Annotated in this window: 13 protein-coding genes; 9 read left to right on the plus strand and 4 right to left on the minus strand. The window is 57.4% G+C overall.

Going from position 1 to position 15056, the window contains the following annotated elements; all coding sequences use genetic code 11:
• Positions 1 to 22: 22 nt before the first annotated feature.
• Complete coding sequence (locus tag ACXADZ_RS10235) at positions 23 to 451, minus strand: Lrp/AsnC family transcriptional regulator (RefSeq protein WP_171089554.1); 429 nt, start codon at positions 449 to 451, stop codon at positions 23 to 25.
• A gap of 86 nt (positions 452 to 537) precedes the next feature.
• Here ACXADZ_RS10235 and rocF point away from each other — a divergent pair, with 86 nt between their 5' ends.
• Entirely contained in the window at positions 538 to 1458 is a 921-nt protein-coding gene (gene rocF, locus ACXADZ_RS10240) for an arginase (protein ID WP_475195922.1), read from the plus strand.
• On the plus strand, positions 1458 to 2501 hold the full coding sequence (locus tag ACXADZ_RS10245) for an ornithine cyclodeaminase (protein ID WP_475195925.1): 1044 nt from the start codon (positions 1458 to 1460) through the stop codon (positions 2499 to 2501). Before rocF ends, ACXADZ_RS10245 begins: the two co-directional genes overlap by 1 nt.
• Positions 2502 to 2638: 137 nt before the next feature.
• On the opposite strand, the gene ACXADZ_RS10250 is transcribed toward ACXADZ_RS10245, so the two are convergent.
• The 3 genes from ACXADZ_RS10250 to dctP form a co-directional block, all read right to left on the minus strand.
• A complete protein-coding gene (locus tag ACXADZ_RS10250) occupies positions 2639 to 4042 on the minus strand; it encodes a TRAP transporter large permease (RefSeq protein WP_171182835.1) in 1404 nt (467 codons plus the stop codon).
• A 3-nt stretch (positions 4043 to 4045) separates the two neighbouring features.
• Positions 4046 to 4675, minus strand: coding sequence for a TRAP transporter small permease (locus tag ACXADZ_RS10255; RefSeq protein ID WP_475195928.1), 630 nt, complete (start codon positions 4673 to 4675; stop codon positions 4046 to 4048).
• A 63-nt stretch (positions 4676 to 4738) separates the two neighbouring features.
• A complete protein-coding gene (gene dctP, locus ACXADZ_RS10260; RefSeq protein ID WP_475195930.1) occupies positions 4739 to 5755 on the minus strand; it encodes a TRAP transporter substrate-binding protein DctP in 1017 nt (338 codons plus the stop codon).
• Positions 5756 to 6161: 406 nt separating this feature from the next.
• Between dctP and acs the strand changes: the two genes are divergently transcribed.
• The 7 genes from acs (at position 6162) to ACXADZ_RS10295 (ending at position 14971) form a co-directional block, all read left to right on the plus strand.
• Positions 6162 to 8126: an acetate--CoA ligase gene (gene acs / locus ACXADZ_RS10265; RefSeq protein WP_475195936.1), complete on the plus strand. Its 1965-nt coding sequence runs from the start codon at positions 6162 to 6164 to the stop codon at positions 8124 to 8126.
• 7 nt (positions 8127 to 8133) lie between these two features.
• Positions 8134 to 8817, plus strand: a complete 684-nt coding sequence (locus ACXADZ_RS10270; RefSeq protein ID WP_171091139.1) for an adenylate kinase — start codon at positions 8134 to 8136, stop codon at positions 8815 to 8817.
• Positions 8818 to 8996: 179 nt separating this feature from the next.
• Positions 8997 to 9281, plus strand: a complete 285-nt coding sequence (locus ACXADZ_RS10275) for a DUF4212 domain-containing protein (protein ID WP_171089540.1) — start codon at positions 8997 to 8999, stop codon at positions 9279 to 9281.
• A 15-nt stretch (positions 9282 to 9296) separates the two neighbouring features.
• Entirely contained in the window at positions 9297 to 11081 is a 1785-nt protein-coding gene (locus ACXADZ_RS10280; protein ID WP_171668064.1) for a sodium:solute symporter family protein, read from the plus strand.
• 108 nt (positions 11082 to 11189) lie between these two features.
• Positions 11190 to 13013, plus strand: a complete 1824-nt coding sequence (locus ACXADZ_RS10285) for a putative nucleotidyltransferase substrate binding domain-containing protein (protein ID WP_475195941.1) — start codon at positions 11190 to 11192, stop codon at positions 13011 to 13013.
• 24 nt (positions 13014 to 13037) lie between these two features.
• On the plus strand, positions 13038 to 13556 hold the full coding sequence (locus ACXADZ_RS10290) for a hypothetical protein (RefSeq protein ID WP_171089533.1): 519 nt from the start codon (positions 13038 to 13040) through the stop codon (positions 13554 to 13556).
• Positions 13557 to 13558: 2 nt separating this feature from the next.
• Positions 13559 to 14971: a 3'-5' exonuclease gene (locus ACXADZ_RS10295; RefSeq protein ID WP_475195945.1), complete on the plus strand. Its 1413-nt coding sequence runs from the start codon at positions 13559 to 13561 to the stop codon at positions 14969 to 14971.
• Positions 14972 to 15056 lie beyond the last annotated feature (85 nt).

Consider the following 15056-nt stretch of genomic DNA (forward strand, 5'->3'; position numbering starts at 1 on the left):
AAATTGTTTTCATCTCAAAGCACTAGAGCCGTCCCTTTCGCGTGGACAACAACAAATTCGTTTCGGATCGTGTGATACCGTCAAAGCGGCGGATCTGAAACAGAACCTCGTCCAGCTCGGCCAGGGTTTCGGCAGAGATCTCGGCTATCAGATCCCAACTGCCATTGGTCGAATGCACTGCTGTCACCTGCCGCAAGGCCGCTATACGCGCCATGACACGTTCTGTCCCGCGCCCTTCAATCTCCAGCATCATCAAACCGCGCACCGGACTTTGCGCCAGATCCCGTCGGGTGAGAACAGTGAAGCCGACAATTTCACCGGACTGCTTCAGCCGCTGCAACCTGCTGCGAACAGTGGTGCGCGTCACGCCGAGGGTTTCTGACAGCTCAGACAGGCTGGCGCGCGCATCACGTTGCAACGCATTGAGCAATCGATTGTCCAAATCGTCCATATCTTTTTCTCATTAAGGACTTTCTTGACCCATTTTGAGCATTTTGCTGCCTTCACGCAAGACACTCTGCCAGCCTAAATGAGCATATGGACATGAAAACTATCATATTGGTGGGCGTCCCCATGGACGCCGGAAAACGCCGTCAAGGATGCCGGATGGGCCCGGACGCTTATCGTGTGGCCGGGCTGCAAGAGGCTTTGACCGATCTTGGCCATTCCGTTCAAGACCAGGGTGACGTGATCCCGGAAGAAACCGGCCTAGTCGACCACCCTCACCTCTTTTCTTTGCCCGAATGTGTGGGCTGGACCCGCGCTCTCAGCACGACGGCGCAGGCGGCCGCGCGTCAGGGCGTACCTATTTTCATGGGCGGCGATCATGCATTGTCCATGGGCACCGTCGCCGGGATGGCCGCATATGCGGCACAGGTCGAAAGGCCGCTGTTTGTGCTCTGGTTAGACGCCCATAGCGACTTTCACACACCAGACAGCACAGGCAGCGGCAATCTGCACGGAACACCGGTGGCCTATTTTACGGGCAGACCCGGTTTTGATGCCTTTCCGCCCCTGTCTGCCACGGTTCCAACGGACCGCGTTGGAATGATTGGCCTGCGCTCTGTCGATCCAGCTGAACGTTCAGCACTCGAGCAAGACCACGCCATGCTGGCCGACATGCGCAGTATTGATGAACATGGGATAAAGGCACCTCTGCTGGCCTTTCTGGACCGGGTGCGCGTCGAAAATGCCCTGCTGCATGTGTCGCTGGATGTTGACTTCCTCGATCCCGCCATAGCGCCCGCCGTTGGCACTACGGTTCCCGGCGGGGCAACCGAGCGCGAAGCCCATTTGGTGATGGAATTGCTACATGAAAGTGGGCTGGTCAGTTCGTTGGATCTTGTTGAATTGAACCCGTTTCTGGATGAACGCGGCCGCACCGCCAAACTGATGGTCGATCTGGCCGCCTCGCTTATGGGCCGCCGCATTTTTGACCGCCCCACCCGGAGTTTCTGATGACCCAACCTTCTGACAAAGCCCTCGTGCCGTTTGTATCCGTCGACAACATGATGCGATTGGTTCATCACATTGGCGTCGAGCAGATGATCACCCAGATCGCCGCACAGATCGAAGCCGATTTCAAACGTTGGGAAAGTTTTGACAAAACCCCACGTATTCCAGCGCATTCACCACATGGCGTGATCGAGCTGATGCCGACCTCGGATGGTGAGGCCTACGGCTTCAAATACGTCAATGGCCATCCCAAGAATACCTCGGAAGGTTTGCAAACAGTCACGGCCTTTGGCCTGTTGGCGGATGTCTATACCGGCTATCCAACCCTGCTGACTGAGATGACGCTGTTGACCGCCCTGCGCACAGCGGCAACCTCAGCATTGGTTGGGCGGTATCTCGCCCCGACAAACGCCACCACGATGGCGATGATCGGCAATGGCGCGCAGTCTGAATTCCAGTGTCTGGCCTTCAAGGCAATGTGTGGCATCAGTACCGTTCGGCTCTACGACACTGACCCGAACGCAGCAGCAAAATGTGCCAAAAACCTGCAGGGCAAGGGTTTGACTGTTGTTCCCTGCACCTCGCCAGAGGAGGCCATTGAAGGCGCCCAGATCATCACCACCTGCACCGCAGACAAGAAATACGCCACGATCTTGACCGATAACATGGTCGGCCCCGGAGTTCACATCAATGCCATCGGTGGCGACTGTCCGGGCAAAACAGAACTGCATCGCGATATCCTCCTCCGCTCAGACATTTTCGTTGAATACCCGGAACAGACCCGTATCGAAGGAGAAATTCAGGCCCTGGACGCGGATCATCCGGTAACTGAGATGTGGCAGGTCATCACTGGCGCGGCCAAAGGGCGTATCGATGATCGTCAGATTACGTTGTTCGACAGCGTAGGTTTCGCAATCGAAGACTTCTCGGCCCTGCGCTATGTGAAACAAGCGATTGAAGGCACAGGTTTCTTTGAGCCTTTGGACATGCTGGCCGATCCCGATGATCCGCGCGATCTATTCGGAATGCTGATGCGAGCTGGGTAATGCACAGTTCTGGGGGCTCTGCCCCCGCCGCGCTACGCGCGCCTCCCCCGAGGTATTTTCAGCCAGATGAAGATCAGATCCCTTACTTCATCTGGCCATAAATACCTCGGAGCGCGAGGCAGAGCCTCGCTTCTCTGCTAACCCGCAAGCGACGGCAGGTAGAGCACAATCCCTGGGAATGCCACAAGCATTGCAATCGTCATCGCATCGGCGATGAAAAACGGTGTCACGCCTTTGAACACATCCTGAACACTTAAGTCCGGGCGCACCCCGGCCACGACAAAGCAGTTCAGTCCAATGGGTGGCGTAATCAGGCAGAACTCGGCCATCTTGACCACCAAAATACCAAACCAGATGGCGCACATCGGGCCAGACATGCCAAAGGCGCTGTCGGCTGCGCTGACAGTTTCACCTCCGTTCAGGGCCATGACCGCTGGATAGACGACGGGCAAAGTCAACAGCAGCATCCCAATTGCGTCCATGAACATGCCCAGCACAGCATAGGCCAGAAGGATGCAGATCAGGATCATCATCGGGGACATCTCAAGCCCGGTAATCCAGTCGGAAAACGCTCCGGGAAGATCTGCGAAGCCCAGAAACCGAACATAGATCAGAACGCCCCAGATGATCGAGAAGATCATGGCGGTCAGTTTGGCAGTTTCCAAAAGTGCGGATTTGAATTCCTTCCAGCGCATTCCGTGAAACAGGGCGAAACAGAACACAATGAAGGCCCCGATTGCGCCGCCTTCCGTAGGGGTGCCCCAGGCTTTGTCTCCGAACGGGTTGTAGACAAAGCAAATGATGATCAGGATCACAGCCACAATTGGTATAGCACCAGGCAAAGCGGAGAAACGCTCTTTCCAGGTGAAGCCAGTCACCGGTGGACCTACGGTTTTGAAGATCACTGCAATCCCGACAATCAGCAGGCCATAAATGATTGCGGAAAACGCGCCCGGGATGAATCCGGCCAGCAGCAACTTGCCCACGTCCTGCTCGACTATGATGGCGTAGATCACCAGAATGGCCGAGGGCGGGATGAGCGAAGCCAGCGTGCCCCCCGCAGCGACAACCCCCGCTGCAAAGCGTTTGTTGTAGCCCACTTTCAACATCTCAGGGATTGCGATGCGGGCAAAAACGGCCGACGTAGCGACTGACGCCCCGGACACAGCCGCAAAACCGGCCGTTGCAAAAATCGTAGACACCGCAAGCCCGCCCGGAACCCAGGCCACCCAGCGTTTGGCAGCTTCGAACAGGGCGCGCGTCAGGCCCGCGTAGTAGGCAAGATAGCCAATCAGGATGAAGGTCGGGATCAGGCTGAGCGTATGAGCGGCAACCTTGGAATGCGGTACCTGCCCCGCGGTCTTGACCGCAACCGTTAAAGCTTTGCCAAAGCGGTCCGGGTCATATCCAAATTTGGCCCAGAAAATCCAAACCAACCCAACCAAACCTGCAAGCCCAGCAGCAAAGGCCACGCGCATACCAGCAACGACCAGAACGAGCAGACCACCTGTGACCCACAGGCCAATATCAATCGTGTCCATGTTCTAGTCCTGCCCTTCGAACTGCTCGGCCTCAGCCGCCGCTTGGGCCGCAGCATCCTGAAGGAGCGGCACCGCAACAGGGGTCTCGAGCCCCAGCACAAATGCACGCCCATAGCCCCACACCTGAAGCACCAGCCGTGCGCACAGCACTGAAAAGGCGACGGGTGCCAACAGCTTGGCAGGCCACAGAGGAATACCGATGTCGATGGAACTGTCCCTGCTCCAGAGCGGCGCACCAAAATCGAAAGATCGGTCGAAGTGGGACCAGCTGCCCCAAACCAGTGCAAGCATCAACACCAGGATCAGAAGGACCGAGATCAGCTCGAACAGCCACAAAGCCCGACCGTGAAGCCGCGAAATGACGATGTCCATGCGGATATGCCCACCATCACGCTGCACGAATGAGATGCCCAGAAAGGCAATCAAAGGCATCGCCTGTTCGATCCAGTCGACATAGCCGGGCAATGGCGCATTCATCGCGTTGCGCCCGCTGACGGAGACCACGGCCAATACCATCAGACCAAAAACCGCCAGGCCGCTGATTAATGCAAGAAAACGTTCAAGCTTTAACAAATGCCGGTCCAGCTGGCTCAGACGGCTTTCGTCTTCCAGCACCGTGGCCTGTCCTGCCATTCCGGTCGTTCCTTGTTATTTGAGAGAGAACCGGGCACCCAACGGGGCACCCGGCTTAAAGGATCAGTTACCGCCGCGCTGCTGCTGCAGCGTGGATTGAACCAGATCATACAGATCTTGAGCCGGCAGCCCCTGATCCGACATATCCGCAATCCACTTTTCCCGGATCGGATCTGCGGCTTTGGTGCGGAATTCCTCGATCACGGCGTCGTCAATCATCACCTTCTGCACGCCTTTTTCTTCAAGGACGCTGTCCCACTGTTCCAGTAAGCCGCCGTAGTTTGCCAGATAGTGATCAATCGCCTCGTCAATTGAGCTATCCAGCGCTTCGCGATGCTCGGCAGGCAGCGCTTCGTAGGCGTCGATATTCACAACCACAGGACAGTTCACCGTGCCGGGGTTTAGGTTGGCCGTCCACCAATCGGCCTCATTGATCGTGCCAAAAGACAGATGCGCGTGCTGGGCGAAGGCCACTGTGTCCACAACACCCGATTCCATCGCGTTGAAGGCTTCGGTCGCGGGGACCGAAGTCGGCACACCGCCCACAGCCTCAAAGGCCTGGCCCAACCCACCAGTTGCACGAACCCGCATTCCATCGAATTCCGCCAACTGATCACGGGGTTCGCCCGTGCCCACGATATTATACTGGGGCATAGGTGAGGTCATGATGATGCGGGCATTCCACTGCGCCATCTCATCCTTGACTGCTGGATGGTCGTACACCGCGTGGCTGACGGCGACCTCTTCTTCAAGGTTGTTCACACCAAGAAACGGCAGTTCCAGCACAGTGATCGCGCGGTTTTTGTCGCGATGATAGCCAGCGCAGAACTGAGCCATCTCGAAAGCTCCGATTTCGATGCCGTCCAGGTTTTCGCGCGGCTTGGATAGGCCACCGTAGCTGACATTGATCGTAAAGTCCCCGCCGGTCTTTTCATTGACCAGCTCAGCGAGCTTTTCGACATGTTCGGTGAACGCGCGGCGCTTGCCCCATACAGAAGCGTTCCACTCGGTCGCGGCAGCTTCGCTAACGAACGCAAAGCTCAGGGCGGCAACGGCGGCACCGCTCAACATCTTATTCATGATTTTCTCTCCCTTTGACGCGCCTCTTCCCGAAGCGCTTGCAAAAGAAGCTAGCGCCAACATTGGGATGTGCCAACCCTGACGGTCGCGCTGATGCACTGTGCAGACATCGAGAATAGGTTGAAGCCAGGTCGGACGTCCATGTTTCAGCATAAAACAACCGAAAGTAGCTGTTACAATTAACACCCTGTTTCACAAACTTTTTTACAAACATTGGCCGCATAATTTACAAATATGAAATACGGATTAAAATTTCTTTACAAACAAATTCAAAGATTACGGCAATTTATTTATTTATTTTCCAAAGCCGGTAATACTTCGATTGGGGAGGAACGGGATCGACTTTGCTGAACTATCAGGCAAAAACGACCCAACGTAATCCAGTCCAGAGGGAGGAGCCTCAACGATGACTACCGCTGCCCAGGCAGATGCCAAGACATATCCGCCATCCGCAGAAACCGTCGCCCGTGCGCATGTCGATGCTGCAAAATATGCCAACATGTACGCAGCCTCGATCAGTGACCCAGACACGTTCTGGGGCGAGCAAGGCAAGCGCGTCGACTGGATCAAGCCGTTCTCAACGGTAAAGGATGTCAATTACGACTTCGGTTCGGTCAAGATCAACTGGTATGCCGATGGCACACTAAACGTCTCGGCCAACTGCCTTGACCGTCACCTGAAGACCCGTGGCGATCAAACCGCGATCATCTGGGAGCCGGACGATCCAAATGATCCGGCGCAGCATATTTCATATGCCGAACTGCACCGTCGCACCTGCCGGATGGCCAATATCTTGGAATTGCTGGGGGTTCGGAAGGGTGACCGCGTTGTCATCTATCTGCCGATGATCCCCGAGGCCGCCTATGCGATGCTGGCCTGCGCCCGGATCGGTGCCATCCATTCGATTGTTTTCGCAGGCTTCTCGCCCGACGCACTGGCGGCGCGGGTCAATGGCTGTGACGCCAAGGTTGTCATCACTGCTGATGAAGCGCCCCGCGGAGGTCGCAAGACACCGTTGAAGTCCAACGCGGATGCCGCCCTGTTGCACTGCAAAGACAGTGTGAAATGCTTGGTGGTCAAGCGCACCGGTGGTCAGACCACCTGGATCGACGGGCGCGACTTTGACTACAACGAAATGGCCCTTGAGGCGGACGACTACTGCGCACCCGCCGAGATGAGCGCCGAAGATCCGCTGTTCATTCTTTATACATCCGGTTCGACCGGACAGCCCAAGGGCGTTGTGCACACCACTGGCGGCTATCTGGTTTATGCCTCGATGACGCATGAGATCACCTTCGATTACCACGAAGGCGATGTGTACTGGTGCACGGCGGACGTAGGTTGGGTCACCGGACACAGTTATATCGTCTATGGCCCGCTGGCCAACGGAGCGACTACGCTGATGTTCGAAGGCGTTCCGACCTTCCCAGATGCTTCGCGCTTTTGGCAGGTCTGTGAAAAGCACAAGGTGAACCAGTTCTACACCGCACCAACTGCGATCCGTGCCCTGATGGGTCAGGGCAATGAGTTCGTTGAGAAATGCGACCTCAGCGATCTGCGCACACTGGGCACTGTGGGTGAGCCGATCAACCCCGAAGCCTGGAACTGGTACAACGACGTTGTCGGCAAGGGCAAATGCCCAATCGTGGATACCTGGTGGCAGACTGAAACGGGCGGTCACCTGATGACGCCCCTGCCCGGCGCACATGCGATGAAGCCCGGCTCGGCCATGAAGCCGTTCTTTGGAATTGAGCCCGTGGTTCTGGACCCGCAGTCGGGCGTTGAAATCGAAGGCAACGGCGTCGAAGGCGTTCTTTGCATCAAAGACAGCTGGCCCGGTCAGATGCGCACCGTCTGGGGCGATCATGAGCGGTTTGAGAAGACCTATTTCTCGGACTACAAAGGCTACTACTTCACAGGTGACGGCTGCCGCCGTGACGAAGATGGCGACTATTGGATCACCGGCCGCGTCGATGACGTGATCAACGTATCCGGCCACCGCATGGGCACGGCCGAGGTCGAAAGCGCGCTGGTGGCTCATGCCGCTGTAGCTGAGGCCGCTGTAGTGGGCTACCCTCATGAAATCAAAGGACAAGGCATCTATTGCTACGTCACCTTGATGAATGACCGCGAGCCTTCGGATGAGCTGTTGAAAGAGCTGCGCACCTGGGTCCGCACGGAAATCGGCCCGATTGCCTCGCCAGACGTAATCCAGTGGGCCCCTGGCCTGCCCAAGACCCGTTCGGGCAAGATCATGCGCCGTATCCTGCGCAAGATTGCCGAGAACGACTTTGGCAGCCTGGGTGACACGTCGACGCTCGCCGATCCGTCGGTGGTCGAAGACCTGATCGAAAACCGTGCGAACAAGTGAGGATGTGATGGACGCTGCCACGCTCACCACTCCCGCCGTTCTGATCCTTCTCGGCCCTCCCGGCGCCGGGAAGGGCACACAGGCGCGAATGCTGGAAGAAAAGTTCGGGCTGGTTCAACTCAGCACCGGCGACCTGCTGCGCGAGGCCGTTGCGGCCGGTACAGAAGCTGGTCTTGCCGCCAAAGCCGTCATGGAAGCGGGCGATCTGGTCAGTGACGACATCGTCATCGCCATCCTGCGTGACCGCATGGCCCAGCCAGATTGCGCCAAGGGTGTCATTCTGGACGGCTTTCCGCGTACAACGGTTCAGGCCGAAGCGTTGGACGAACTGCTCGCGTCGAACAATCAGAAGATCAACGCCGCGATCAGCCTAGAAGTCGAAGACGCCGAAATGGTGATCCGTATCTCGGGCCGCTACACCTGCGCCGGTTGTGGCGAAGGTTACCACGACACGTTCAAGAAGCCTGCCGAAGACGGCAAATGCGACAAGTGTGGTCACACTGAATTCAAGCGTCGCGCAGATGACAATGCCGAAACCGTGGCGTCACGGTTGGCAGCCTATCACGCGCAGACCGCGCCGCTGATCACCTACTACGAAAGCCATGGCGTGCTGCAACGCACCAATGCCATGGGCAAGATTGAAGACATCGCCCGCGACCTGGAGGAGATCGTCAGCGGCGCGATGAAGTAAGGGGAGGAGATCGGCCGCAAGGCCTTGATCCTTAAAGGAATACTTCAATGAACCGCCTTGGCGGAACAGAGAAGTTTTGCCGGGCGTCACGGGGCGTTTGGTAACATCGAGAAGCGGTCCGCGTCACTGGAGGAATTGGGCACGGGCCGCCCAACGAGGAAGCGAAGGAGGAACCCGCGATGGCGGATCATTCAACAAACTCCGCGCAGGCGTCCGAAGCCGATAAGGGCTATTGGCAAGCAAACCTGCGCCTCATCTACATCAGCCTCATCATCTGGGCGCTGGTGTCGTTTGGATTCGGCATTCTGCTGCGTCCGTTGCTGTCGGGGATCGCCGTCGGCGGAACCGATCTGGGCTTTTGGTTCGCACAACAGGGATCGATCCTGGTCTTTCTGGTGCTGATCTTCAACTACGCCTGGCGCATGAATAAGCTGGACGCCGAATTCGGCGTAGACGAAGAATAAGGGAGAGCGGGGACAATGGATCAGTTTACCATCAACCTGCTGTTTGTTGGCGCGTCCTTTGCGCTATACATCGGCATCGCGATCTGGGCCCGCGCGGGTTCCACATCAGAATTCTACGCCGCCGGTCGCGGCGTTCACCCGGTCACCAACGGTATGGCGACAGCGGCGGACTGGATGTCTGCGGCCTCGTTCATTTCGATGGCGGGCCTGATTGCCTTTACTGGCTATGACAACTCGACCTTCCTGATGGGTTGGACCGGTGGTTACGTGCTGCTGGCTCTGCTGCTTGCGCCTTACCTGCGTAAGTTCGGCAAATACACCGTCTCGGAATTCATCGGCGACCGTTTCTACAGCCAGACCGCACGCGTCGTTGCGGTGATCTGTCTGATCGTTGCTTCGGTGACTTACGTGATCGGTCAGATGACCGGTGTGGGCGTGGCCTTTGGCCGCTTCCTTGAGGTGTCAAACACGTCCGGTCTGCTGATCGGTGCTTGTGTGGTCTTTGCCTACGCGGTGTTTGGCGGGATGAAAGGTGTGACCTACACCCAGGTTGCTCAGTACTGCGTGCTGATCACAGCCTACACCATCCCGGCGATCTTCATCTCGCTGCAGCTGACCGGCACGCCGATCCCTGCTCTGGGTCTGTTTGGTGACACCGCCAGCGGTGAGCCCCTGCTGACCAAGCTGGACGCGATCGTGACCGAGCTGGGCTTCAACGAGTACACAGCACACCATTCGAACACGCTGAACATGGTTCTGTTCACGCTGTCGCTGATGATCGGTACCGCCGGTCTGCCGCACGTGATCATGCGCTTCTTCACCGTGCCGAAAGTGTCTGACGCACGTTGGTCGGCTGGCTGGACTCTGGTCTTCATCGCCCTGCTGTACCTGACCGCCCCTGCGGTTGGCGCAATGGCACGTCTGAACATCACCGACATGATGTGGCCCAATGGTGGCATCGACGGTGGCGCTGTTTCGGTCGAGGAAATCGACACCGATCCGCGCTATGACTGGATGAAAACCTGGCAGAAAACCGGTCTTCTGGATTGGGAAGACAAGAACGGTGACGGCAAGATCCAGTACTACAACGACAAGTCCGAAGCCATGACCGCAATCGCGGAAGAAAAAGGCTGGGTTGGAAACGAACTGACCAAGTTCAACCGTGACATCCTGGTTCTGGCCAACCCCGAAATCGCCAACCTGCCGGGTTGGGTAATCGGTCTGGTCGCGGCAGGTGGTCTTGCGGCTGCTCTGTCAACCGCTGCGGGCCTGTTGTTGGCGATCTCGTCGGCTGTGTCCCACGACCTTGTCAAAGGTGCGATCAACCCGAACATCTCTGAAAAGGGTGAACTGCTGGCTGCACGTATCGCAATGGCCGTAGCCATCGTTGTTGCAACCTACTTGGGTCTGAACCCACCCGGATTTGCGGCGCAAACCGTGGCCCTGGCGTTCGGTCTGGCGGCAGCCTCGATCTTCCCGGCGCTGATGATGGGGATCTTCTCGACCCGCATCAACAACACCGGCGCGGTTGCAGGTATGCTGGCTGGTCTGGTTGTGACCCTGGTCTACATCTTCCTGCACAAGGGCTGGTTGTTCATTCCGGGCACCAACTCGTTCACCGATGCTGACCCGCTGCTGGGTCCGATCAAGTCGACCTCGTTCGGTGCAATCGGTGCGATGATCAACTTTGCGACTGCCTACGTTGTTGCAGGCATGACCAAAGAGACTCCGCAGGAGATCAAGGATCTGGTCGAAAGCGTACGCATTCCCCGTGGTGCGGGCGCAGCTCAGAACAAATGAGCTTGATGCGGTCGTTGGTTCTTGCCTTCGACCGCGTCTTTCGATCCACTGTTCCCGCCCAGCACATCACTGGGCGGGATTTTTTAACCAGAACACCGGAGACAACACATGCCCCTGTCCCATGACGAAATAGCCCGGTTTCTGAAATCCGTTCACCCCTATGACGCGTTGCCTGCCGACGCCCTGGATCAGATCGTCAAACAGATCGAGGTCTGGGAAATTGAGGAAGACGCCTCAGTCTACGAGCTGGGCCACAAGTTACCCGGGGTGTTCGTGATCTATGAAGGACAGGTCGAAATTACCGATGAGAACGGTGCCATCGTCTCTCATCTGGGTCTGCGCAATTCTTTTGGCGAAAGGGGCTTGCTGAAAGACGGCAGAGCCGCCACCAAAGCCCGCGCGCATACGCCGTCAGTTCTGATGGTTCTACCACCGGATCTGGTGCGGAGTTTGATCGATAACCACGACGTAGTGGCAAAGTTCTTTGACCGCACACGTGGCGACCGCAGTGGTCCGCAAAGCCTGGCCACAAGCTCGATTGATGTGCTGATGGCGCATAATCCGGCCACCTGCCCCGCTGACACGTCAGTTCAGGATGCCGCGCGGATCATGCGCGACAAACATATCTCGTCGCTTTGCATCACGGACGGTGAAAGTTTGCAGGGCATTGCGACCCTGCGGGACATCTCGGGCAAATACGTTGCAGACGGCCTGCCTGCCTCTACGCCCATTTCTGAAATCATGACCGCAAACCCGGTTACATTGTCGCCCAGCGATATCGGATCGGATGTGCTACACATCATGATGGAGCGAGGCATCGGCCATATCCCGATTTCCGAAGCTGGTCGTTTGGTCGGGATCGTGACCCAGACCGATCTGACCCACTATCAGGCGGTAAACTCGGCAGAACTGGTACGCCGTATCGCGCAGGCTGACACCGCCGAAGAAATGGCACGCGTGACCGAAGAAATCCCGCAGCTTCTTGTGCAACTGGTTGCTGGCGGAAACCGGCACGAAATTGTCACGCGTCTGATCACTGATATCGCGGATACGGTCACGCGCCGCCTGCTGGCACTCGGTGAAGCGGAACTTGGCCCAGCTCCGGTGCCCTATCTGTGGCTTGCATGTGGGTCTCAGGGGCGGCAGGAACAAACGGGCGTATCGGATCAGGACAATTGTCTGATGCTGGATGACAGCGTAACCGATGCAGACATGGCCTATTTCACGCAACTGGCCAAATTCGTCTCGGACGGGTTAGACGTTTGCGGGTATTTCTACTGTCCCGGCGACATGATGGCGACCAATCCGCGCTGGTGCCAGCCGGTGCGCGTCTGGCGCGACTATTTCAAGGGCTGGATCGCCAAGCCAAGCCCCGAAGCGCAAATGCTGGCGTCGGTCATGTTCGACCTGCGCCCCATCGGCGGCACGTTTGAGTTGTTTGCCGACCTGCAGGCCGACACTCTTGCAGCCGCCAGAGCAAACTCGATCTTTGTCGCGCACATGATTTCGAACTCGTTGAAACATACGCCCCCTCTGGGTCTACTGCGCGGATTTGCGACGATCCGCTCGGGCGAACATCGCAACACACTGGATCTTAAACACAACGGGGTCGTCCCAATCGTTGATCTGGCACGGATCTACGCACTGCAGGGTGAGTTACCCGAGGCCAACACGCGGGCCCGCCTGAAAGCGGCCGAGGCCAGCGGTGTCCTTAGCCCGTCTGGCGCGCGGGATCTGCTGGACGCATATGACCTGATCGCTGAAACCCGGCTGGAGCATCAGGTTCGGCTGGTCAAATCAGGTGAAAAACCCGACAATTATCTGCCCCCATCCGATCTTTCGGACTTTGAGCGAAGTCATCTACGCGATGCGTTTGTTGTGGTAAAAACGATGCAATCGGCGGTTGGCCACGGCAAAGGTATGCTGGGCTAAGACCCCCAAGTACGGAGAGACCCCATGTTTCTGGAATTGATCGGCACTATCTTTGCGGGCTTCGCGTTTGCGGGCGTCGTGCTTGTGCTGAACAAGCTGACCGGTGGGCGCTTGCCAAAATGGACCACCCCGGTTGCGGCAGGTCTGGGCATGATCGGCATGACCATTGCCAGCGAGTATTCCTGGTACGACCGCACCCGCGATCAACTGCCTGACGAAATGGCCATTGTGCACGAGATTGAAAGCCGCGCCTTCTATCGTCCCTGGACCTATGCCGTGCCTTTTGTAGACCGTTTCTCGGCCATCGACACACAATCGGTCCGAACCAATGATCAGGTTCCCGATCAACGGCTGGTCGACCTGTATCTGTTCGGGCGTTGGGCTCCTGTCACGCATTTACCTGTTGCCGTCAATTGTGCCGAAAACAGTCGCGCCAACCTTGTAGACGGGGCGGAATTTGCCGACGACGGTCGCCTGATCAACGCAAGCTGGTACCGGGCTGAGGGCACCGATCCGATTATCGAGACCACCTGCGGGGTCTGATCATGCTCACCAAATTGAGCCTGAGGCTCAGGATTTTTCTGTTCTTCTGTTTGCTGGCGTTGGGGGGAATTGCGATCAGCGCAATCGCCCTTTGGATCACCTATGCCCGCGCCGAGAACCCCGAACTTCTGGACGCTTTCATTTTTACCGAAATCCTGATCACGTTCGGCTTGCTGGCTCTGATTGCCGGCGTATGGCTGTTGTTTGACGACAATGTTGCCAAGCCAATCGAACGCCTTTCGGCCCAATTGCGCGCACGCGCACATGCCGGGGTCAGCACGGATCTGGACATGCAAGCGGCGCGTTATCTCGGCGATCTAGCCCCGGCTGCAGCCGGGCTGGCGGAACAGGTGGCGTCAAATGCGATGCGGACTGCCGAAGCTGTGGCTACAGAAACCGCTCATTTGGCGGCTGAAAAACAACGCCTCACCGCTCTGTTGACGGAAATCCCGGTCGCCATGCTGCTGGCCAGCCCCAAGCATCAGATCGTGTTGTACGACGGTCAGGCCGCCGAGGTGTTGGCCCAGATCGCACATCCCCGCCTGAATGCCTCACTTTTTGAATACCTCGAAACCACGGGCCTCACGGACGCCTATGCCAAACTTTGCAAAACCGGCAAGGACGTTTATTGCACCCTATCCAGTGTGGATGGCCGACAGACCTATTCCGCCCGGATGAAACCGCTTGGGGACGCGCCCGGTTATATGTTGGTCTTCGAAGACAGCGCCGCCCAGATTTCCCCGGACGAAGCACGCCCGCTGGTTTACGATTTCGAACTTCTCGACACACCGGGCGACGAAGCGTTCGAGAATCGCACCTTGTCCGACCTGTGTTTCGTGGTCTTCGATACGGAAACAACCGGGCTGTTGCCGCACAAAGATGAAATCGTACAGATCGGCGCGGTGCGCGTACTGAACGGCAGGATCGTTCAGGGCGAGCATCTGGACATGCTGGTGGATCCGGGCATTCCGATACCACCTGCGTCGACCAAAGTGCACAAGGTCAGTGACCGTATGGTTCAGGGAGCACCCGACATCACCGAGGCCGGACGCGTATTTCACCAATTTGCACGCGATGCCGTGATCGTGGCGCATAACGCGCCCTTCGACATGGCGTTCCTGCGTCGTCACGCTCAGCGCATGGAAGTCGAGTGGGATCACCCGATCCTCGACACCGTTTTGCTGTCTGCCGTTCTGTTCGGAGCCAGCGACACGCATACGCTGGACGCGCTGTGCGAACGGCTGGAAATCACGATCCCCGAGGCGCTGCGCCATACGGCGCTCGGCGATGCGGTTGCCACGGCAGAAGCGCTGATCAAGATGCTGCCGATCCTACAGGCGCGTGGTTTTACCACCTTTGGCGAAGTCATAATGGAAACCCGAAAACACGGGCGTTTGCTGGAAGACCTGAACTGACAGTTTAAATTGCAAGCAACAGTCAGCTTTTCATAGACAAACCGAGCCACGCGTGGCACCTGATGCGCGGCCAAGGAAGACGCGC

The organism is Ruegeria sp. ABM4_193, from assembly GCF_056158705.1.

Coding starts and splice junctions, on each gene's coding strand:
- ACXADZ_RS10235 (WP_171089554.1), bottom strand. CDS start 451: ATGGACGATTTGGACAATCGATTGCTCAATGCGTTGCAACGTGATGCG.
- rocF (WP_475195922.1), top strand. CDS start 538: ATGGACATGAAAACTATCATATTGGTGGGCGTCCCCATGGACGCCGGA.
- ACXADZ_RS10245 (WP_475195925.1), top strand. CDS start 1,458: ATGACCCAACCTTCTGACAAAGCCCTCGTGCCGTTTGTATCCGTCGAC.
- ACXADZ_RS10250 (WP_171182835.1), bottom strand. CDS start 4,042: ATGGACACGATTGATATTGGCCTGTGGGTCACAGGTGGTCTGCTCGTT.
- ACXADZ_RS10255 (WP_475195928.1), bottom strand. CDS start 4,675: ATGGCAGGACAGGCCACGGTGCTGGAAGACGAAAGCCGTCTGAGCCAG.
- dctP (WP_475195930.1), bottom strand. CDS start 5,755: ATGAATAAGATGTTGAGCGGTGCCGCCGTTGCCGCCCTGAGCTTTGCG.
- acs (WP_475195936.1), top strand. CDS start 6,162: ATGACTACCGCTGCCCAGGCAGATGCCAAGACATATCCGCCATCCGCA.
- ACXADZ_RS10270 (WP_171091139.1), top strand. CDS start 8,134: ATGGACGCTGCCACGCTCACCACTCCCGCCGTTCTGATCCTTCTCGGC.
- ACXADZ_RS10275 (WP_171089540.1), top strand. CDS start 8,997: ATGGCGGATCATTCAACAAACTCCGCGCAGGCGTCCGAAGCCGATAAG.
- ACXADZ_RS10280 (WP_171668064.1), top strand. CDS start 9,297: ATGGATCAGTTTACCATCAACCTGCTGTTTGTTGGCGCGTCCTTTGCG.
- ACXADZ_RS10285 (WP_475195941.1), top strand. CDS start 11,190: ATGCCCCTGTCCCATGACGAAATAGCCCGGTTTCTGAAATCCGTTCAC.
- ACXADZ_RS10290 (WP_171089533.1), top strand. CDS start 13,038: ATGTTTCTGGAATTGATCGGCACTATCTTTGCGGGCTTCGCGTTTGCG.
- ACXADZ_RS10295 (WP_475195945.1), top strand. CDS start 13,559: ATGCTCACCAAATTGAGCCTGAGGCTCAGGATTTTTCTGTTCTTCTGT.